The organism is Risungbinella massiliensis, from assembly GCF_000942395.1.
In the GTDB taxonomy this organism is placed as follows: Bacteria; Bacillota; Bacilli; order Thermoactinomycetales; family Thermoactinomycetaceae; genus Risungbinella; species Risungbinella massiliensis.
In genome coordinates this window covers 705,656-726,179 of record NZ_LN812103.1, presented here as the reverse complement: position 1 = coordinate 726,179, position 20,524 = coordinate 705,656, and the positions used below count along the sequence as shown (strand labels likewise).

Below are 20,524 nucleotides of genomic sequence, written 5' to 3'. Positions count from 1 at the left end.
CCTTTCTAACTGGTGCTTTTTTCAAAGTATATCATGTTTTGTTATTCCCAAAAAAAGATAGACCCTCGTAAGAGTCTATCAAAAATTCGGCTCTAATATTGTTTCAAATATGGCAGGAATCTTGTCCTCTTTTTTGTAAATAACGCTGATGGTACTCTTCTGCCCTCCAGAAATTAGAGGCAGGGGTAATTTCCGTGACCACAGGATTTTTCCATCGGCCTGAATTATTGAGTTCTTGCTTGGATTTCGTTGCTAATTCTTGTTGTTCTTCACTATGATAAAAAATGGCAGAGCGGTATTGCGTTCCCACATCGACTCCTTGGCGATTTAAGGTAGTAGGATTATGATTCTCCCAAAACACCTGAAGCAGATCATTGTAAGAAACCTTTGAAGAATCATAGACAATTTCTACCACTTCTGCATGCCCTGTACGATCCGTACATACTTCTTCATAAGTAGGCTTTTCCGAATTTCCACCCATATAACCTACTGTAGTATCTATTACGCCTGGAATTTTACGGAACGTCTCTTCAACACCCCAAAAACATCCTGCACCAAAAGTTGCTTTTTCCATCGGAATACCCCCCTTATCTATCTATGGTACTACTTTCGCTAAAATCGTGACAAGTATCTCAAAGTGAGAATTGGATATCTCTATTATATTCCCCTATAATACATTTAACTCTCTTTCAATTAAAGCTGTTGCTAAAGAGAACGAAGGAAAAGTAAAATATAGAGAACAGAAATGAACTTAGGATAAAGGAGAAGAGTAATGAAAAAATTATTAGATGATATCATAAGTTACAACCGTACTTTTGTAGAACAAAAAGAATATGAGCCCTATTTAACCTCCAAATATCCTAATAAAAAGTTAGTTATCCTTACTTGTATGGATACAAGACTGATCGAGCTTTTGCCAGCTAGTATGAATGTTAAAAATGGGGATGTAAAGATTCTTAAATCAGCTGGTGCCGTTGTTTCAACAGCTTTTGGTGGGATCATGCGTAGTATTATTATAGCCATCTATGAACTAGGTGCAGAGGAAGTTCTGGTTGTTGGACATCATGACTGTGGTATGAGCAGTGTGGATCCCAAAAAGATAAAGAAACACTTCTTGGAACGAGGAATCGAAGAACAAACCATTTCTATATTAGAAAATTCTGGTCTCGATATTGAAAAATGGCTCCAAGGTTTTGATGATGTATCAGAAAGTATTAAAGGTAGTGTAAATTTGATTAGAAATCATCCCCTTATCCCAAAAATTCCTGTTCACGGTTTAGTGATCAACCCTACGACAGGCAAACTTGATGTGGTCGATGAAGGATACAGTAAAATATAAAGAAATAAAATGAAGGATCTCTTTTTACAAGAAGTCCTTCATTTTATTTTTCAAAAAATGATTTTGTTATTTCAATACCACCGATAGATTCGCCCATACTGTATTTCCTCAAGTTTTTGCTCATCTAGTGTGAGATATTCCTCTGGTCTGGGAAACGGATGTAAGATCATATCTAGATAAATCTTCTCTCGTTGATCCAATTCTACTTCAATTAGAATCCCAAATTTAATCAGTAATGTAATACTGTCTTGTATATTTCTTGGATAACGAAAACCAGAAAGCTCCAATACTTTTCTCACTTCGGTTTCGCGATTCAATCTCTGTGTGTAGTGATGCTTTTCTTCTGGTGTCTGAAATGCTGGAGTGGCTATAAAAGAAAAAGGATGTAACTCCAATAAGTCAGCTTCTTCTGTCATAACCTCGTATATTTCCTCTTTGTCTAATCCTTGTCGAACATATGCCATAACACTTAGGAGGACTGATAAAGTTCCTTGTGGTAACAAAAGATTCCATGCATTATAAAAAAAATCCGGTGGGATGCGGAGGTGTTCTTCTTTTATCACAGTGGTGGTCAATAATGTTACAACAAAACCCATGAAACCATCCTTTGTATCCCATTTATATATAGCTTATAAATATAATAATCTAACATCATTACATATAGAAATGAAAACGAAATCATTTTTTCATTTTCTTTCCGATAAGTAACTTGAATTCATTTAAACAATCACGATATACTACATATCAAACAAAGCACATCTTATCTCACTGCTAGAAAACTGTAGGTTAGATAAGATCACCGTTTTTTCCGATTACGACTTATCCACCTTCTATGTAATATCAACTGACAGAAAGGATGAGTTGATGAAAAAACTTACGACTCGAAAAAAAATCTGGTTAACGATTTTAGGATATAGTTTTTTGGTTTTAGGAGTATTAGGGTTGTTTCTTCCTTTTTTACAAGGGATTCTGTTTCTTCTAATCGGATTAGCTATTTTATCTAAAACTACTCCTTGGGCTCATCGTTTGCTAGAGAAATTTCGTGCCAAACATCCCAAACTGGCTAAGCAATCCGATAAATTAATGATAAAACTAAAACTAATAGCAAACAAGTAAACGAAAACGTCCCTACATTTAAGGGACGTTTTCGTTACTTATCACTAAGTTATTACTCTATTCTTTCACTCGAGCTAATCCTACTCCATCTCCAATAGGAAGCAGAAGACTTTCTACTCTAGGTTCTTCTGCTAACCATTTATTTACCATACGAACGGAGACTGCTGAGGGGTTTTGATCCTCATCATTAAATATCCGACCATTTAGCAATAAGTTATCAGTAACTAGCAACGCCCCTGGATTCGTTATTTCTAACGCCATCTGAAGGTATTTTAGATAATTTGGCTTATCTGCATCAATAAAAACAAAGTCAAACTTCTCACCTTGATCTCTTAAATATGCTAAGTTCTCCCCAGCATCTCCTGATCGAAAATTCACTTTTGATGACAAATTACAATCCTCTACGGTCTGTTTAGCTAGTTGAATATGTTCTTCTTTTAACTCTAACGAAAGAATGCTTCCTTTTTCTGGTAAAGCACGAGCTAGCCATGTAGTACTATATCCTCCAAGTGCTCCAATTTCCAAAATCCGCTTACTACCAGATATTTTCACTAATAGATATAAAAGTTTGCCTACCTCCTTTGGTACCGATATTTGAGGTAGACCATGTTTAGCCAAACGCTCTGGAACATTTTGTTGCCCAGCTAATTCTTCCACAAAGAGCGCTTGCAAGTATGATTGGACCTGTTTTCTCTCCATTATTCGTCACTCCTCACTATTTTGATCACCCAAGCCAAAAAACCCCGATAAGCGGGGCTTTTTGGCTTGGGTGCTGTTCTTGGTATTGGCATATCAGAATTATATATGTACATCACCAAGCTATTTACTATCTAGGTTTGACCATTCTTTCTAGTCGCTCAATTCGATCTAACATTTCATTGATAACAGCATCATATTCACTAAGGTCGATAGCAGGAGCGACGCCTGCACTATTAGGAGCAACTCCTGCACTAGTAGGAGCTTTTTTAAATCCTCCTTTGGACATAGCTGATAATTCATCTTTGAGGCGTTCATTCTCTTGAATGATATCTTCATAGCTTTGAATGATGCGATCCAAAAATTCGTTTACTTCTTCTTTATCGTAACCACGCATCGCAGTCTTAAAATCTTTTTCGAAAATTTCCATTGGGGTTAGTCTTTTCACAGGGGGAGACTCCTTTCTCACCTATTTTCCTATCTATTATATAAAAAAGCGCCCGTAATGCCTATCACGGACGCCGAGGATTTCTTAAGGATTGCCTGGGAATGTACTCGAAATCAAGTTTTGGATTCGTTCATCTAAATTAGTTATTGGTCTACCAGCACGAATATCATTATTCACTTTCTCCAGTTCCGTTACAAAGCTAGGTGCAGTGGAGACATAGACTGATTTGACATCAGGCTCCACTTTTTTTACTTGCTGTAGCATACTCTGTTTCATCTTGCGATCCATACTACGAGTTTTTGATTGTGCTGGATCTACTGTTGCCCCTACATAAGCAGTCTCTCGATAAATAAAAACAGTTGCGCTTTTTACACCTTTCATTTTAGTCAACGCTTCTGCCGCTCGATCTGATGCTCGGTAATTCATTATTCGGTCATTATTTGTACGATCATTATCTATTCCACCATTATTTATTTGACCATCGTCATTTCGATCCATGGGAGTTGTAGGATCTGGATCGGTAGGAGGAACAGGTGTAACATTACGTACACGAGTCGTTTCTGGGTATCGGTTATTCTGTCCCATGCCAGTCTCGTTGTTATTATTATCTACCGCACATCCTAATGTTCCAATCGTCAAAATAGATACTACCCCAAATGGAACTAGCCATTTTTTCCCTTTCATCTTCTAAACCCCTTCTATCTTGTTTTGTTTTAGTATGTAGAATTCAAAAGGATTTATACGAACTAGTCCCTATTTCTCTGTCCTAGGAAGATTGCGATATAGTAAAATAATTGCATCAAAGCGACAAGAGCCCCTGCAATATAGGTAAGGGCGGCTGCATCGAGAACTTTATCTACTCCCCGATCTTCAGCTCCTCTGATGAACCCTTCTGAAGCTAAAATCCGTTTTGCTCTGGCACTGGCATTGAACTCAACAGGTAGGGTAACTAAATGAAAGACAACTGCAACTGCAAAAAATACAATCCCAATAAACAATAATCCGGTGGCGCGAAAAAAGATTCCTGCCAAAAGAAGCCAAGGTGCTGCTCCTGATGTAAATTGAAGAACTGGAACAAGTCGATGGCGCAAGACAAGTGCTCCATAACTTTCTTGATGCTGAAGTGCATGACCACACTCATGACTTGCTACTGAGATCGCAGCTATCGAGTTAGAATCATAAACCATTTCTGATAAACGTATTCTCCGCGCACTTGGATCGTAATGGTCAGATAGTTTACCAGGGATCCGTTCTATAGTCACATTAGATAACCCATTTCGATCCAAAATATGTCTTGCTACTTCTGCACCTGTCAATCCACTTGAAGCGCGGACTTGCGACCATTTCGAAAAATTACCTTGTACTTTTACTTGAGCCCAAATAGTAATCCCGATGCTAACTAGCATCAGAAGGTACCAAACCATTTCATTCCCTCCTTCATCTGTTTGGTATTCCCTATTTTTCTTAACAGCAATAACCGATTGTAATAGATGAAATATTTTTTATTCGCTGAATCCAAGGGAAAACTCTCTGTTCGGAAAGGAGATCTTTTTATAAAAAGAGAAACATTATCAGCTAAAGAGTTTTATTAGAGGAATTGTTTTTGAAGGAGGGTACTTGAGTGCAACGTAGAAAGCCAGATTACTGGCTAATCTTGATCACCTTTTTATTGACTGGATTCGGTCTCGTGATGGTTTTTAGTACCAGCTATTATAAAGGGATCATCGATCATAAAGATCCATATTTTTATTTTGTCAAACAGTTGACCGCTGCAGGGATTGGGATCGTTCTCTTTTTTATTGTGTCGAATATCCCATACCGATGGTATCGAAAACATATAGGGAAACTATTGATTTTGGTGTTTGGTTTATTAATAGCAGTATTATTTACAGACAGAATAAACGGCTCTAGAAGATGGCTAGAGTTAGGATCACTCTCATTTCAACCTTCAGAGCTTGCTAAATTGACTGTCATTCTCTATACGGCATCGATCATGGTAAAAAAACAACAGGTGATCCATCAGTTCCATCGGTCCGTTATTCCACCATTGTTGGTCGTGGGTATGATCTGTGCCCTGCTTATTTCACAACCACATTTTAGCGTTACGTTAATAATACTTTTGTGTAGTATTGTCATTATGTTTGTTGGAGGGGTTCCCATCCGATATTTTCCGATGTTGGCCCTCATCGGCATTCCTTCCCTTGTCGGAGTTCTTTTATTAGATGGATACCGAGTAGAGCGTCTCCAGACCTTGTTTAATCCTTTTAGTGATCCTACCGGTGCTGGACTCCAAATCTCATACTCTCTCTACGCTATTGGACCAGGTGGACTAACAGGCGTTGGACTAGGTAACAGCATGCAAAAACTGGCTTATCTTCCTGAAGCTTATAATGACTTTATCTTTTCCATCGTTGCGGAAGAGCTTGGATTTCTTGGTGCTGGAGTTTTACTTCTTCTTTTCATTTTGCTTCTTTATCGGGGAATTCGAATCGCCATCCAAGCTCCAGATCAATTTGGTACCTTGGTCAGCATCGGGATTCTTTCCCTATTCAGCATCCAAGTTATCTTTAATGTTGGTGTAGTAACAGCCATGTTACCTGTCACAGGTGTTCCCCTTCCGTTTATCAGTTACGGTGGAACAGCACTGATGATGAATATGATTACAATAGGCATCTTAACTAACATTTCCCGTTATCGGTTTGTATCCAATAAACAACAACAGCAAACTGCCACTTCAAATGATTCAGAACAGGCAACCACCACATAAAAAAAGACCTTTAAACGAGAATATTCCTAAACCTCGTTTAAAGGTCTTTTTGATCGGATACCCTTTTACGTCCAAAAAAGAACATCTTCACAATGAGCCATACGATAATAGCTACTACCACAATAACACCAATCATAATGCCGTAATGATGGAACAGGGCAAATGCAGTCTCCCATTTTGAACCTAAAAAATGCCCCAATCCAATAAAAGTTGCACACCAAATTACTGCTCCACTGTAGGCAAATATAGCAAAGCGAAGGAAGGAGGTTTTCGTGATACCAGCTAAATAAGCCGTGACATGCCGAACACCTGGTATGAAATAGCCTACCAATAACAGCCAATTCCCATATCTGCGAAATAGAAGCTGTGAGACCTTCAGCCTTCGCCGAGTAATAAAAAATCGACTTCCATATCGCTTAATAAAAGGGTAGCCGAATTTACTCCCAATGACAAAACTGATCGTGATCCCTGCCGCAGATCCCAGAAGAGAACTGAGATAGGTATACAGCAAGTCCAACTTCCCTGTAGTCGTTAAATACCCCAGAAAGGTCATCATGATCTCGTCTGGCAAAGGGAGTCCTGCAATCCCAACAACTAGAAATAAAAATATCCCTATATATCCATATTGTTGTAGGAATTCAATCCATGTCTGATCCATTGAACATCTCCATCTACTAAAAGCTATTTCAAACAACTTTTTCTAGCATATCACAATCGAGGAATCAGAAGAAAGACAGAGACTTCCATACTAGTAATCCACCTAAAAAAAAATTCGACTATTTTACTTTCTGAACTACTTCTATTCCATTCAACTTCATGTGATAAAGAAATGTTGTGTCTAAGAAATCAGCATCGTGTGCCATTACTCCTATTTGGTTCGCTGTCTCGATTGGAAGATCATACGTTCGAACATGTTCAGTTGAGACATATACGGAAGTATTGGCGTTTAACTCATTTGCCAACATGCGAATGCTCATGGCATTTTGATATATACAGAGATCCGTACAATCCCCTACTACCAAAAAGAGACTATTTGGCTTCGAAAGGGTCTTTTCTAACCAATCGCAAAACCGTAATCCATCTTCATTTTTACCGAACATTCCATTTGTAGCATTTTTATAAAAAGTGAGGGAACCTTTTTGTTCTTGAAAAACGCGTAGTGAATCGACTATCTCCGCTTCCACAGTTCCTCGAACACAATGAGGTGCAAAGGATCCAAATTCAACTGCATCGCTAGGATGAGCATCATGTAAAAAAAGATAATTGGATGAAGGCAATCCCATCTTTTGAAGTTTGGTAGCTAGCTTCTGCACAGGTTGTACCATTTCCAATACTTTCGGACTCGACAGAGCTCCTACTTCACAAAAACCTTTGATAATATCCACCATCACAAGATAAAGATGATCGATCCCACCTGCTTTTGCTACCAGTTCCTCTACTGATACGACAGGATTTTTCTCCAAGTCATTTCTCATATACGACAGAAAAGCACTTTTCTCCATTTTCTCTCTCTCCTTCTTTGTTTCTCTTAGATTAGCATAACATCAACACAACAGCGTAACAGCATTGGAATCCTCTCTATTTTTATATGTAATACAAACAAGACTCTAGGTAAGCTTTTTTATCCTTCCCTAGAGTCCTAACTTCATCCTATATAGTGTGTCAGCTGTCGAACGGTTTCCGTGTTTAGTTTCTTAATTACTTCTACCAAGAGGCGAATTCCGTTTTCCAAATCACGTTTGCTAATCATAGAGGTGTGACTATGGATATAGCGGGCAGCAACCCCTACTACCATAGAGGGAATACCACGATGATACAGATGGAATTTCCCAGCATCGGTACCGCCACCAAGCATGGTCTCTGTTTGATAAGGGATATTGTTCTCTTCTGCCGTTTTGACCACCAAGTTGCGGAGTGGTATGTTTGGAATCATGCTAGCATCTAAAAAAGTGAGGAGAGGTCCTTCCCCAAGTTTTGCTTTACCTGATCCTTCTTGACCTGGACCATCTTCTGCAACTCCAACATCCAGTGCAAATGCAACATCCGGTTTCACTTCGTAAGGTGCAGTTTGAGCACCACGCAGTCCGACTTCCTCTTGTACTGTTGCCCCCGCAATAATGGTATTGGGATGATCCGTCATCTGAAGTTGACGAAGCACTTCAACTGCCATATAACAGCCCATTCGGTTATCTAGTGCTTTGGCTAAAATGGTGTCTCCGTCTGGCATGATCTCAAATGGACAGATTGGAACAACCGGATCTCCTACCTGAATCCCCCATTCTTTTACCTGTTCATCACTACGTGCTCCCACATCAATATACATCTCTCTAATGGGATAAACCTTGTTTCGCTCTTCTAGTGTTAAAATATGAGGCGGTTTGGAGCCAATGACACCTGTATACGAACGTCTCTCTGTGACAATTTGAACTCGTTGGGACAAGAGAACCTGTGACCACCAACCGCCAAGTGGTGCAAAACGGAGATAGCCACCTTTGGTAATCTCACTCACCATAAATCCTACCTCATCCAAATGACCCGCTACTAAAACACGCGGATTGCTTGCAGTTCCTGGTTTTTTTCCAAAAATACTACCAAGACCATCATATTGGATTGCAGCACCTAGTTTACTTAGTTCCTCTTCCATCAAAGTACGAACTTCCTGTTCATAACCTGGTACGCCTCTTGCCTCTGTCAGTTGTTGTAGAAAATGCATGACTAGATGGCACCTCCATAGATATCTTGAGAGAAATTATCTGTTCCATCTGCAATCGCTAGTAGATTTTCTAAGCCATTGATCACACTTTGATAATAGATAGATCCTTGTTCTACCTGACCCATATCAATGTATTGTTGATAAACTTGATAAGAATCTCGTAAAAGGTCAAATCGTTGCTGAAACTCTTCTTGACTCATGATCGGTGGTCGTTCATCTCCTTCTTCATCGTAGAAAAGGCGATAACGCTCCAGATATGCATCGTACGAAGTGAAATCTTGATTCATGTATGTTCTCATCCTTCTTTTTCGTAAAATACAAAAAGCCCCTTGTCCACATTTTCGACAAGAGGCCTTATACCTATTCGTATTTATTTGAAACAAGCCAAAACAGAAAGCAAGCAATAAGCCGAGTTTTGTACTCCTAGTGGTCTAAACGACGGCTTGTTCGTCTCCCACTGTTGGAGTGGCAATCATCTGTCTAGGATGTGCATTGCTACACACCTCCAGCGACCAACCCGAGACCACTGCGGGCAACAGCTGTGCCATCAAAATGACACCGGTCTCCTCTTAGGTCTTGCTCCAAGTGGGGTTTACCTAGCCAGCATGTCTCCATGCTGCTGGTGCGCTCTTACCGCACCGTTGCATCCTTGCCTGTGAGGCCTAATGGCCCCCATCGGCGGTCTACATTTCTGTGGCACTAGCCTTAGGATCGCTCCCACCGGTCGTTAACCGGCACCCTGCCCTATGGAGCTCGGACTTTCCTCCCGTGGGACCTTGCGGTACACCACCGGCGATTACCTAGCTTACTTTCTGTAAAAAAGCAACATAAATATACTATATCAGAGTATAGCAAAATGATACAAGCAATTATTGGAAAATCAAACAAATCGAAAAGGGTTTGTATCTACACTAGAAAGGTAAACAGGTACCTCATTTGGTAGGCGCTTTTGTAATTGAGACATTAGCTCAGACATCGCTAAGTATTCTACATGATGTCCTGGATCAAGCAAACTAATCCCAGCAGCTAATGCATCTTGAGCAGTATGGAAATCGATATCACCAGTAAGATATACATCCGCTTTCGCTTTTAGAGCATCTGATACATGCCGACTTCCAGACCCACCAAGAATAGCCACTCTTTGTACCATTTTGGTTGGATCTCCCACCATTCGAAGCCCTTTTACATGATAAGCACTCTTTACTTGTTGGGCAAATTCGCCTAAGGAGATCGGAGACGCCAAATCTCCTACTTTCCCAAAACCAATAGGAACACCGGACAAAGCGAGTGGATAGAGATCATAAGCTACTTCTTCATACGGATGTGCCTCTTTCATCGCAGTGATAATCGTTTCTCGTTCGGATTCCAGAAGGATCGTTTCTAAACGGACCTCTGAAACCTTCTCCCATTTCCCTACTTCACCGATATATGGATTAGTTCCCATTTGAGGCATAAAGGTTCCTGTTCCCAAGGTGGAAAAGCTACAGTGGCTATACTTTCCGATATAACCTGCTCCTGCATCTCCTAGAACTTTTCTCATGTTCTCCTTGTGGCTCTCCGGAACAAACACTACTAACTTTAGATAACGATCCTCTTTGTATGGAACCAATACTTTGGTGTTTTGTAATCCCAACAAATCTGCTAATACATCATTTACTCCATCTTCTGCTGCATCTAGATTGGTATGTGCAATAAAAACTTGAATCTGATGTTGAATTAATTTTCGTAGCAATTTCCCTTGTGGCTGATCTAGACGAATATGGGTCAGAGGATGAAAAATGATCGCATGGTGAGCTACAATCCAGTTACAACCTAGGGAAATTGCTTCCTCCACTACCTCTTCCGTCACATCTAATGTAACCAGTACTTTCTTGACCAGGGCTTGCGGATCCCCTAATTGTAAACCAATACGATCTTTTTCCACGGCCAAACCAGGTGGAGCAACTTGGGACATCACCTGAATTAAATTGTTTCCTTGAATTGCCACTCTTCTAGCACCTTCTCCCAACGTTTTATTTCTTGCTCTAGTTCCTTTTTTCTAGCTATTGCTTCTGGGGACTTTGCTGCCAATAATTGTTGAAGTACTCTCTTTCGTTGTTCTTGCTCTGTGCGTCGCTTTGCTAGAAACAGAGGATCTCGTTTTTCCCATAGCTTGGGACCAATCTCATCCCACCGTGCTGTGGATAACTCATTATTCTCGTCCGTTTCTATAATCGGTTCTGCCACAATTACCTCATAATAGATTTCCTGATCCAGTACGATCTGCTCGTCTACAATATGGAATCGATTTTCCCGCAACCACTGCCGTACTCGGTGTTCACCAACATTAGGCTGGAGCACCAAACGTCGAATCTTGCCCAACTTTAACTTTCCCTCTTCCAAAATTCGGGAGATCAGTGCTCCCCCCATCCCAGCAATACAGATCTGCTCTGCTTCCCCATTTTGCAGTACACTCAACCCATCACCAAGACGAACCTCAATCTGATTATCCAATTCAAACATCTTGACATGACGCTTGGCAGCTTCCCAAGGACCTCGATTGATCTCACCAATAATCCCTTTGGATAATATGCCTTTTTTGGCAGCTTGAATCAGAAGATAGCCATGATCACCTCCGATATCTGCTGTCAAGTGGTTAGGTAACAAATAGCGTAAAATAGTATGTAAACGTTCCGACATAGGTAAGTCCATGATGCCCCTCCGTCTTTTTTCGTTCCTTTATCCCGTTCTAACAGTCAGTAAAACCCCTACCACAGATGAGTGAAAACTGCCCATAAGGAACCCGATAAGGTCAACTCCATTCAGTGAGGAGAATAGAAAAGCCCCGGTGAATGAAGTTTCACTATATTATACCGTCTCTCATATCATATAGGAGCCTAGATTTGGGGTGATATAGATGTCAGTATTAAACCAATTGGTAAATGTCAAAATCAATAGTGTATCTGATACAGGTCAGGTCAATATCGGAAATGCAATCAACGTAAATCCTGTTGATCAAGACGTTTCAGTAGGTGGTAGTGGTGGGATTGGAGATTTCTCTGCCAATGCACATGCTGCAAACAATGAATACTTTGATCCAGATATTTATTCACAGACACAATTCAAGTTTTTTTAAAGGGCTCTACATTTAAAGGCATGGTACCTTAAGCACCATGCCTTTTTTATTAAGATGCAGTATTTGTCTTTTTTGGCTCTCCATCTTTGAAATACAACCATTTATCAAAGAACGGTTTTAGGTCTTTTCCCGATACTTCATTCGCTACCTTGAAAAAGTCCTGACTAGTTGCAGTCTGGAATTGGTACCGCTCGTAATAAGTTTTTAGAATCTCCATTACCTTTTCTTCTCCGATGTCATCCATTAGCTGATACATCATAGCGGCAGGTCGAATATAAACCATAATCCCATAAATCTCATTTGGATAGTCATACAGTTTTTGCGCAGAGTGAATTCCTACTGCTTTATGAATCTCATCCGTTTTATCACTTGCTTTTTTTAGCCAATCACGATCATCTTCTTTCATCTGTTTTTGCATAAACAAATGTTCCGAGAACGTGGTCAGCCCCTCATCAAGCCAAGGTTCCTTCGCTTGGTTGCTTCCGACAACACCATACCACCATTGATGAGCCAATTCATGCGCCACCACACTAATAGCTGGCGTCTCACCAGTCATGGTAGGCATTTTTGCAATCGAAGTGATAAGTCCAGGATACTCCATACCAGCAATTCCAAATCCTGTTTCGCCCAATACCACATCGACTTCCTCATAAGGATACTCACCGAATCGCTCTCCAAAAAATTTCATACTAGACAGAGCTGCTTCATGAAGGGGTTTGCTTTCTTTTTCCATACCTTTGAGATACCATAAATTCACATCTGTCTTTCCAGATTTGCCACGAATCACTTGATAATCTTTGGTCAAAACCGCTACAAAATCACGAACATTGTCTTGTTTGAGAACCATCTTTTCTGCCGGAGATGCTTGATCTTTTGCAGAGCTGATCACTTGGTAACCAGCAGGAAGGTCAAAGGAGACTTCAAAATCGGACATTTGTGTATAAAATGGATCGCCAACAGTAGTATAGGGGTCATTGTGCCAACCTTCTTTATCCTGCACTACCAACATAGGGTACCATTGTGCTAAAAAGGCTGTATTCTCGTATGTATTTAAGCGAGTACCACCTTTGGGCAATACCAATTCATAATCCATCTCAATTCGAGCTGTTTTTCCAATTGGCACTTCTTTCCCAAATGGAACCTGTAAAATTGTCTCTTTCACATTTTCTTTTACTGTTACTCCATCTACTTGGACATTTTTCACATTGAGATATCCAGGTTTTTCTGGCTTAGATTCTTTCTCGTATTTCCAGTCTTTAAAAACATTGGGATACAGCTGAAAGAATGCCTCTTTTTGCGGGAACAATCGCATCTCCGGAATGGTAACTACCATGTGTCCACTAACAGTCTGCTTGGAAGCATCATATTTCGCCTGAATCTCATACTTAGGACGAGCTGTTTGCACTGGATCTGCTAGTACTTCCAATTGCAATGTAGAAGAGAACAAAGCCATTATCAAAAATACAGTACATGCAAAGCGTTTCATACGTATCACTCCTGATTGAGTTTCATTTCGCTAGTAGCTTGACCCAATCAAGGGAAAAGTATGAAAAAATTTTCCAATTAACGCTTTGCCTGTTATAAACGAAAGCATCTGGGTCCGATCTGGACCCAGATGCTTTCGTTTGTATATTCTATTTAGAGCATGTTGCATAATTTAGCCCTAAGCCAGAGGTTTTCCCCTTTGGAGATACAACTATGAGCGATAGGGAACCGGAGCAGATCATAAGCGGGAAAACCGGCGGTGCGCCTACGTTTAACTTGGATTAATGCAACAAGCTATATTTAAGCTAAAACTTCTAATAGTTAGGTTATATTAAGTTGGAACTAGTTTTCAGCCGAAAGGTTTTTGTCACTACAAAACGAAGTCTAGATGTAATTTTTCAGTTGGATTTATAATACAATTCGCTTTATAAATTCCCTCTCTTTTCTTGTTCCCTCTCAATTGCCTCAAAAAGGGCTTTAAAGTTCCCCTCACCAAAACCTCGTGCACCTTTTCGTTGAATAATCTCAATAAACAAGGTAGGACGATCTACTAAAGGCTTGGTAAAGATCTGCAATAAATAGCCATCTTCATCCCGATCTACCAAAATACCATACTTTTTCAGTTGATCTAAGTCTTCATCAATCGGACCAACACGAGCTCCCAACTCTTGATAATAGCTATCTGGAGTATTTAAGAAAGGTACACCTCTAGCTGATAAAGTTGCTACCGTTTCTACAATATCTTCCGTTAAAAGTGCTAAATGCTGTACACCTGGACCATTGTAATACTCTAAATACTCTTGAATTTGGGATTTTCTCTTCCCAGTAGCAGGCTCATTGATTGGGAATTTAATTTTCCCCGTTCCATTATGCATTACCTTGGACATTAAAGCGGAATACTCTGTACTGATATCTTCATCATCAAAGTGAATCATCTGTTGAAAGCCCATAACCTTTTCATAATACTCTACCCATTCTTCCATCTCTTCTACATTCCCTACTACATGATCGACTGCGATCAATCCCGCATCATTTTGTTCTGAAGTCATAGCCTGAAATCCAGGGAGGAAAGCTCCATGATAATCTGTACGTTCTACTAAAGTATGAACAGTATCTCCGTAAGTCCCAATTACAGCAGTCTTCACTACACCATGTTCATCCCGTAATTCTGTTGGTTCTTGGATAATTTTTGCTCCGTTTTCCTTGGCAACTTGGAATGCTTCCTCTACGTTGGGAACGGTCAATGCAATATCACGTACTCCATCACCATGCAAATTCACAAACCGCGCAATTGGATGGTCCGACTGATACGTACCGCTGATGAGTAAACGGATTTTCCCTTGTGTTAACACATAGGAAACTTGTTGACGATCTCCCGTCTCCAAACCTCGGTAAGCCTGCAATTGAAATCCAAAGGCCTTTTGGAAATAAAATGCGGTCTGTTTTGCATTTCCAGCATAATACTCTAAATAATCCACATCTAAAATAGGAAAAGCGGAACTCATCTCTATCCCTCCAAAAGAATATTAGGCTCTCATCTTTAGGATACAGAAAATATCCGCCATTTTGCAAACGCTTACATTGAAGCATTCTTACGGTTACGCTTTGCCAAGTTTAAGAAATCTTCGGAGATCATGGAGTAGACACATGTATTACGCAATTTCTGATCAACCGAAAGGTCATGATTGCGTAAAATCCCTTCCATCTGAAATCCTACTCGTTCCGCAACTTTTCTACTAGCTAGATTCTGCTCATCACATCGAATCTCGACTCGATTGGCTTCTAAAAATTGGAAAGCAAATACGGTAAGTCCTTTCACCGCTTCCGTGATATAACCTTGTCTAGCAAATGTAGATCGACACCAGTATCCAATCTCATATTTACGTACCTTCCAATCAATTCGATGTAACCCACTACTGCCGATAAATTCTTTTGTATCATGGTGAAACAGATGAAATCGCAAATCGGTTCGTTCTAGAAATTGTACATATGCTTGACGTACATTTGCTTCTGTATCTTCTAGCGTAGGGGCTTTTTTTGCCCATGGCATCCATCGTTGTAGTTGATCTAATGATTCCATCATGGCAACATAAACCACTTCACCATCACCTGGCAGTGGTTGACGAATAATTAAACGTTCGGTTGTAAACGAGTTGGGAAACTCAATCAAAATCGGTTTAGCAAAATCCATGGTAAAATCCCCTATCTGGTTTACAGACTTTTTCTTATTTTATCGAGGGATTTACCTTATGCCAATCTTCTTTCTACTCACAAAATTTTACAACTAACAACCAATTTCCCGTGCAATTATATTACGCTGAATTTCTGAAGTTCCTTCTCCAATTTCCAATAGTTTGGCATCACGAAGATAACGTTCTACCTGATAATCACGCATATATCCCCAGCCACCATGAATTTGGATTGCTTGACTGCATACCCGCATTGCTACTTCAGATGCATAGAGCTTGCATATGGACGCCTCTTTGGTGAATTTTCGTCCTTGATCTTTTAACCACGCCGCTTTATACACATAAGTTCTAGCTAACTCAATCTCCATCGCCATATCGGCTAGTTTATGCTGAATTACCTGAAACCTACTTAAGCTTTGTCCGAACTGTTTACGTTCTTTGGCATACTGAAGAGCTTTCTCATAAGCACCTTGAGCGACTCCTACTGCCATCGCACCAATTCCGATTCGTCCACCATCTAACGTCACAAGGAATTGCCGAAATCCTTTTCCTATTTCTCCTAATATTTGATTTTGGTCAACTTCTACATGATCCAAAACCAACTCCGTCGTATTGGAACTATGGAGTCCCATCTTTTCATAAGATTCCAATACTTGAAACCCTTCTTGTTTTGTTGGAACGATAAAGGCGGTTATCTCTTTTGAATCTGACTGGCTAGTAACAGCTGTTAATGTAATAAACTCTGCATAACTACCATTGGTGATAAAGCATTTATTCCCCGAAATGACCCATTTCCCATCTTGAAAACTAGCTTTTGTCTCTGTTCCTCCTGCATCCGAGCCAGCGTTCGGTTCCGTGAGACCAAAAGAACCTAATGAGGTACCATCGCAGATCGAAACCAAATACTTCTCCTTTTGTTCCTCTGTTCCAAACATATGAATAGGAGCGCCCCCCAGAGAAATATGAGCAGAGTAGGTAATACCAGTAGAGGCACAAACTCGACTTAATTCTTCAACAGCAATAGCAAAACTGATCGTATCTGCTCCCCCACCTCCATACTGTTCTGGAAATGGTAATCCCATGAGCCCTAATTGTGCCATTTTTGCTATTATCTCTCTCGGAAAGGCCTTTTGTTTGTCTCGTTCTTCAGCGCCTGGAGCAACCTCCCCTTCAGCAAAATCTCTCATCATCTTTCGTAATAGAAACTGCTCTTCGGTCAGATCAAAGTTCATGAATTGCCCTCCTAATCTGATTTTGAATGCGCTTACATTTTATTATAGTCATTGTTTGGTTCCCTCTTCAATCACTTTCCATCTACTTGGAATCGGTTTCATTTTTTTCTGCTTTCGATTTGCATTCACCTGATAAAACAGATAAAATTGAATCAACATACGAGGTTGTCACAAAAAAGTCATTATCGGTCTAAATAAAAACATACTCTCAATTTCGATCTATTATGGACTGTAACGAAGATCCAAACATCAGAATAGATAAATATCACAATCCCGATATGACTAGTTAGAAAAATAGTAAGATTCTGTGTAGTTCTGCTTACGATGATAAAAAAAGCTTTACCCATCTTGGCAGAGATAGGTAAAGCCATTTGTGAAACCAAATTGGAAACTATTTTATTCCAAGAAGTCTTTCAATCGTTTACTTCTACTAGGATGGCGTAATTTACGGAGAGCTTTTGCTTCAATCTGACGAATCCGTTCTCGTGTAACACCAAAGACTTTCCCTACTTCTTCAAGAGTCCGAGTTCGTCCGTCATCCAATCCAAAACGAAGTCTTAACACGTTTTCTTCTCGTTCCGAAAGAGTATCAAGTACATCTTTCAGCTGTTCTTTTAACAATTCATAAGCAGCTGCTTCAGCTGGTGCTTGTGCATCATCATCTGGAATAAAATCACCCAAGTGAGAATCGTCTTCTTCCCCAATTGGTGTTTCCAATGAGACTGGTTCTTGTGCGATCTTCATGATCTCTCTTACTTTTTCTGGTGTAAGGCCCATCTCTTTTGCAATCTCTTCTGGAGCAGGCTCACGGCCAAGTTCCTGTAGTAATTGACGAGACACACGTATCAGTTTATTGATCGTCTCTACCATATGAACAGGGATACGGATAGTACGTGCTTGATCCGCAATCGCCCGGGTGATTGCCTGACGAATCCACCAAGTTGCATAGGTACTAAACTTGAATCCTTTACGGAAATCAAACTTCTCTACCGCTTTGATAAGACCAAGATTTCCTTCTTGAATGAGATCCAAGAAGAGCATTCCACGTCCTACATATCGTTTGGCGATACTTACCACCAATCGAAGGTTCGCTTCAGCAAGACGGCTTTTTGCTTCTTCATCGCCATCTTCGATGCGTATTGCCAATTTCACTTCTTCTTCAGCTGATAGAAGAGGAACTCGACCGATCTCTTTTAAATACATACGCACAGGATCGTTAATCTTGACACCTGGAGGAACACTTAGATCATCGTCCGAATAATTGTCATCAGAATTATTGTTTGGACGGAAACCTTCATCCGAATCTTCCTCATTGATTACTTCAACACCCAATTCGGATAGTTGCTCGAAGAACTCATCCATTTGTTGAGAATCTTGGTCATATGGTGCCAATTTCTCTGTAATCTTCTTATACGTAAGTACTCCCTGTTTTTTCCCCGATTCAATGAGTTGCTCTTTCACTTGGTCGAGGGACAGCTCCAATTCTGTGTCCACATTCTGTTCTTTCGCCAAGGGGAGTCCTCCTTTCAAAAACTACCGAAATCATTATTCTTTAATCTTATCCGTAGCTCGTTACACTCTTGTAGAAGCTCAGCAGCACGCAATGGGTCAATCATTCCAAGCCTGTTGACTTCTGCTTCTTTTTGTAAAATTTCTTGCACCAACCGTTCTCGTCTTATATTTGCTACATATTCTTGTAGCTCTTTTTCAGAGACTGGTTCGGGAATTTCACGTGTAAGTAATTCACTTACAACACTACTGAGTTCAGATTCTCCCATGTAATGAAGAAAGCGGACTGGATCTGCATCATAACCTCGTTCATAATAAGAAAATAGATAAGCGGCTAATGCAGCATAGATATCCGTTGTAAACTCTGCACCCAACTCTTTTTTTACCCATTCCGCGATCCCTTTGTCACGTAACATATACGCTATCAAAAACATCTCGGATCGTTCCACTCTGTTTTTTTGTGGAAGTGGTGGGTGCTTTCTTTTCCTATTTACATAATACCCATTATTCCACTGCTCTTTCTCTTTATCCCTTGTGTTCCTACTTTGCTTTTTCCCCTTTATGCGAGACAATTGATCTTTTAAGGTAGATAAAGGGACATGAAATTCTTCTGCTAATTTTTGTAAATAATGATCTCGCTCAATAGGAAGAGGGATCTCTCCAATCATCTGTACAGCCTGATAAAGATACCGAAGTCTACCAGTCTCGTCTTGAAGTGAAAAGTTTCGTTTCAAACGTTCTAAGCGGAAGGAATAATAAGATAAAGATCCCGCTAGAATATCTCCTCGAAACGTTGCAGCCCCATGTTTTTTTAAATAGTCATCTGGATCGATACCATGAGGAAGCATTGCTACTTTTACTGTACAGTCCACACTATGCAGGAGTTGGGATGCTTTTTCCGCAGCGTCCTGACCAGCACGATCTCCATCATAACAAACTATTGCTGTTTCCACATTGCGACGCATAAATCTGGCATGGTCTTCAGACAAGGATGTCCCCATGGTAGCCACTACATGGTGAATTCCCTCTTGCCAAGCGGAAATCACATCTAAAAACCCTTCAAACAAAACCGCCTCTTTTTGCTTTCGCATCGTCGCGCGAGCACGATGAAAATTAAATAAATGATGGCGTTTTTGAAACAGTCTGCTCTCTGGGCTGTTTAGATACTTTGGCTGCCCTTCTCCTAGAAGTCTACCACCGAATGCAATCACTCGGCCTTGCGTATCGTGAATAGGAATCATTAAGCGCCCGCGAAAACGATCAATATGTTGATCCTTGGAGCGAGTGCTTGGAGAGATCAAGCCCGCTTTTAGAAGAATTGGAATGGAATAACCGCGTCGTGTAGTTAAGAAATTAAGTAAAAACTGAGGAAATCTGGGAGCAAAGCCAATTTGAAACTCTCGAATCGTCTCTTCTGTAATCTGACGTTTTGCCAGATATTCTCTAGCTGGTTCACCATGTTCCGTATGAAGGAGCAAATGATGGTATAGCTGAGCGGAGAGTTCCATTGCTTGGCGTATAGTATGTATTTCTTCTTCTTCACGGTCGTCACGATTAGTTGCTGTATTCGGTACGGTAACACCGATTTGGCCTGCCAAGTTCCGCACAGCCTCACCAAACGTAAACTGCTCGATCTCCATAATAAATTTTATGACGTCGCCGCCCTGCCCACAACCAAAACAATGAAAGATTTGTCGGTCTGGGGTTACAGAAAAAGAAGGGGTCTTTTCCGAATGAAAGGGACAAAGACCAAAATAATTCTTCCCACTCTTTTTGAGGGTCACATAGCGACCTATTACTTCTAAAATATCCGTCTGCTTACGAACTTGTTCAACAGCTTCTTCAAAATGATGATCTCCCATGAAAACCACAGCTTTCTAAGATAAGGAGCTAGCTTGTACATATCTTGATAAGT

Annotated in this window: 22 protein-coding genes and 1 other RNA gene; 4 read left to right on the top strand and 19 right to left on the bottom strand. The window is 40.3% G+C overall.

Annotated features, from left to right (window positions below; genetic code table 11):
• Positions 1-103 precede the first annotated feature (103 nt).
• Positions 104-574 carry a peptide-methionine (S)-S-oxide reductase MsrA gene (gene msrA, locus VJ09_RS14785; protein ID WP_044642410.1) on the bottom strand — a complete coding sequence of 157 codons (471 nt, stop codon included), beginning with the start codon at positions 572-574 and terminating at the stop codon, positions 104-106.
• Between the two features lie 198 nt (positions 575-772).
• On the opposite strand from msrA, the gene VJ09_RS14780 reads away from it, so the two are divergent.
• On the top strand, positions 773-1,339 hold the full coding sequence (locus tag VJ09_RS14780; RefSeq protein ID WP_044642409.1) for a beta-class carbonic anhydrase: 567 nt from the start codon (positions 773-775) through the stop codon (positions 1,337-1,339).
• 71 nt (positions 1,340-1,410) lie between these two features.
• Here the strand turns inward: VJ09_RS14780 and VJ09_RS14775 are convergent, their stop codons facing one another.
• The gene (locus tag VJ09_RS14775) at positions 1,411-1,935 is read right to left on the bottom strand and encodes a DUF6042 family protein (protein ID WP_044642408.1); all 525 of its coding nucleotides are present in this window, start codon (positions 1,933-1,935) and stop codon (positions 1,411-1,413) included.
• Between the two features lie 268 nt (positions 1,936-2,203).
• On the opposite strand from VJ09_RS14775, the gene VJ09_RS14770 reads away from it, so the two are divergent.
• Positions 2,204-2,455: a PGPGW domain-containing protein gene (locus VJ09_RS14770; RefSeq protein WP_044642407.1), complete on the top strand. Its 252-nt coding sequence runs from the start codon at positions 2,204-2,206 to the stop codon at positions 2,453-2,455.
• 57 nt (positions 2,456-2,512) lie between these two features.
• Here the strand turns inward: VJ09_RS14770 and VJ09_RS14765 are convergent, their stop codons facing one another.
• The 4 genes from VJ09_RS14765 to VJ09_RS14750 form a co-directional block, all read right to left on the bottom strand.
• Positions 2,513-3,154 (bottom strand): O-methyltransferase, encoded by a 642-nt coding sequence (locus VJ09_RS14765; RefSeq protein ID WP_044642406.1) that lies wholly within the window; start codon positions 3,152-3,154, stop codon positions 2,513-2,515.
• 127 nt (positions 3,155-3,281) lie between these two features.
• Positions 3,282-3,599: a DivIVA domain-containing protein gene (locus VJ09_RS14760; protein ID WP_052807430.1), complete on the bottom strand. Its 318-nt coding sequence runs from the start codon at positions 3,597-3,599 to the stop codon at positions 3,282-3,284.
• 84 nt (positions 3,600-3,683) lie between these two features.
• Positions 3,684-4,283 carry a YhcN/YlaJ family sporulation lipoprotein gene (locus tag VJ09_RS14755; RefSeq protein ID WP_044642405.1) on the bottom strand — a complete coding sequence of 200 codons (600 nt, stop codon included), beginning with the start codon at positions 4,281-4,283 and terminating at the stop codon, positions 3,684-3,686.
• A 62-nt stretch (positions 4,284-4,345) separates the two neighbouring features.
• Positions 4,346-5,023 carry a zinc metallopeptidase gene (locus VJ09_RS14750; protein WP_044642404.1) on the bottom strand — a complete coding sequence of 226 codons (678 nt, stop codon included), beginning with the start codon at positions 5,021-5,023 and terminating at the stop codon, positions 4,346-4,348.
• Between the two features lie 197 nt (positions 5,024-5,220).
• Here VJ09_RS14750 and ftsW point away from each other — a divergent pair, with 197 nt between their 5' ends.
• Entirely contained in the window at positions 5,221-6,366 is a 1,146-nt protein-coding gene (gene ftsW, locus VJ09_RS14745) for a putative lipid II flippase FtsW (protein ID WP_044642403.1), read from the top strand.
• 37 nt (positions 6,367-6,403) lie between these two features.
• Here the strand turns inward: ftsW and VJ09_RS14740 are convergent, their stop codons facing one another.
• From VJ09_RS14740 to VJ09_RS14715, 7 genes are all read right to left on the bottom strand, one after another.
• Positions 6,404-7,024, bottom strand: coding sequence for a DedA family protein (locus VJ09_RS14740; protein ID WP_044642402.1), 621 nt, complete (start codon positions 7,022-7,024; stop codon positions 6,404-6,406).
• A 118-nt stretch (positions 7,025-7,142) separates the two neighbouring features.
• Positions 7,143-7,868 carry an isochorismatase family protein gene (locus tag VJ09_RS14735; RefSeq protein WP_044642401.1) on the bottom strand — a complete coding sequence of 242 codons (726 nt, stop codon included), beginning with the start codon at positions 7,866-7,868 and terminating at the stop codon, positions 7,143-7,145.
• 143 nt (positions 7,869-8,011) lie between these two features.
• Positions 8,012-9,079 carry a M42 family metallopeptidase gene (locus VJ09_RS14730; RefSeq protein ID WP_044642400.1) on the bottom strand — a complete coding sequence of 356 codons (1,068 nt, stop codon included), beginning with the start codon at positions 9,077-9,079 and terminating at the stop codon, positions 8,012-8,014.
• A 2-nt stretch (positions 9,080-9,081) separates the two neighbouring features.
• Entirely contained in the window at positions 9,082-9,366 is a 285-nt protein-coding gene (locus VJ09_RS14725; protein ID WP_044642399.1) for a hypothetical protein, read from the bottom strand.
• A 102-nt stretch (positions 9,367-9,468) separates the two neighbouring features.
• Positions 9,469-9,891, bottom strand: an RNA gene (gene rnpB / locus VJ09_RS17825) — RNase P RNA component class A.
• A 68-nt stretch (positions 9,892-9,959) separates the two neighbouring features.
• Entirely contained in the window at positions 9,960-11,066 is a 1,107-nt protein-coding gene (locus tag VJ09_RS14720; protein ID WP_082050599.1) for a Nif3-like dinuclear metal center hexameric protein, read from the bottom strand.
• Complete coding sequence (locus VJ09_RS14715; protein ID WP_044642398.1) at positions 11,042-11,770, bottom strand: tRNA (adenine(22)-N(1))-methyltransferase; 729 nt, start codon at positions 11,768-11,770, stop codon at positions 11,042-11,044. Before VJ09_RS14715 ends, VJ09_RS14720 begins: the two co-directional genes overlap by 25 nt.
• Before the next feature lie 205 nt (positions 11,771-11,975).
• Between VJ09_RS14715 and VJ09_RS14710 the strand changes: the two genes are divergently transcribed.
• Positions 11,976-12,194 carry a spore germination protein gene (locus VJ09_RS14710; RefSeq protein ID WP_044642397.1) on the top strand — a complete coding sequence of 73 codons (219 nt, stop codon included), beginning with the start codon at positions 11,976-11,978 and terminating at the stop codon, positions 12,192-12,194.
• A gap of 49 nt (positions 12,195-12,243) precedes the next feature.
• On the opposite strand, the gene VJ09_RS14705 is transcribed toward VJ09_RS14710, so the two are convergent.
• The 6 genes from VJ09_RS14705 to dnaG all read right to left on the bottom strand — a co-directional run bounded on the left by VJ09_RS14705 (position 12,244) and on the right by dnaG (position 20,471).
• The gene (locus VJ09_RS14705; protein WP_044642396.1) at positions 12,244-13,680 is read right to left on the bottom strand and encodes a M1 family metallopeptidase; all 1,437 of its coding nucleotides are present in this window, start codon (positions 13,678-13,680) and stop codon (positions 12,244-12,246) included.
• A 424-nt stretch (positions 13,681-14,104) separates the two neighbouring features.
• Positions 14,105-15,184, bottom strand: a complete 1,080-nt coding sequence (gene hppD, locus VJ09_RS14700) for a 4-hydroxyphenylpyruvate dioxygenase (RefSeq protein ID WP_044642395.1) — start codon at positions 15,182-15,184, stop codon at positions 14,105-14,107.
• 71 nt (positions 15,185-15,255) lie between these two features.
• Entirely contained in the window at positions 15,256-15,870 is a 615-nt protein-coding gene (locus tag VJ09_RS14695) for a GNAT family N-acetyltransferase (protein WP_044642394.1), read from the bottom strand.
• A gap of 93 nt (positions 15,871-15,963) precedes the next feature.
• Positions 15,964-17,100, bottom strand: a complete 1,137-nt coding sequence (locus tag VJ09_RS14690) for an acyl-CoA dehydrogenase family protein (RefSeq protein WP_044642393.1) — start codon at positions 17,098-17,100, stop codon at positions 15,964-15,966.
• A gap of 396 nt (positions 17,101-17,496) precedes the next feature.
• Positions 17,497-18,612, bottom strand: a complete 1,116-nt coding sequence (rpoD, locus tag VJ09_RS14685; RefSeq protein WP_044642392.1) for an RNA polymerase sigma factor RpoD — start codon at positions 18,610-18,612, stop codon at positions 17,497-17,499.
• A 14-nt stretch (positions 18,613-18,626) separates the two neighbouring features.
• Complete coding sequence (dnaG, locus tag VJ09_RS14680) at positions 18,627-20,471, bottom strand: DNA primase (RefSeq protein ID WP_044642391.1); 1,845 nt, start codon at positions 20,469-20,471, stop codon at positions 18,627-18,629.
• Between the last annotated feature and the right edge of the window lie 53 nt (positions 20,472-20,524).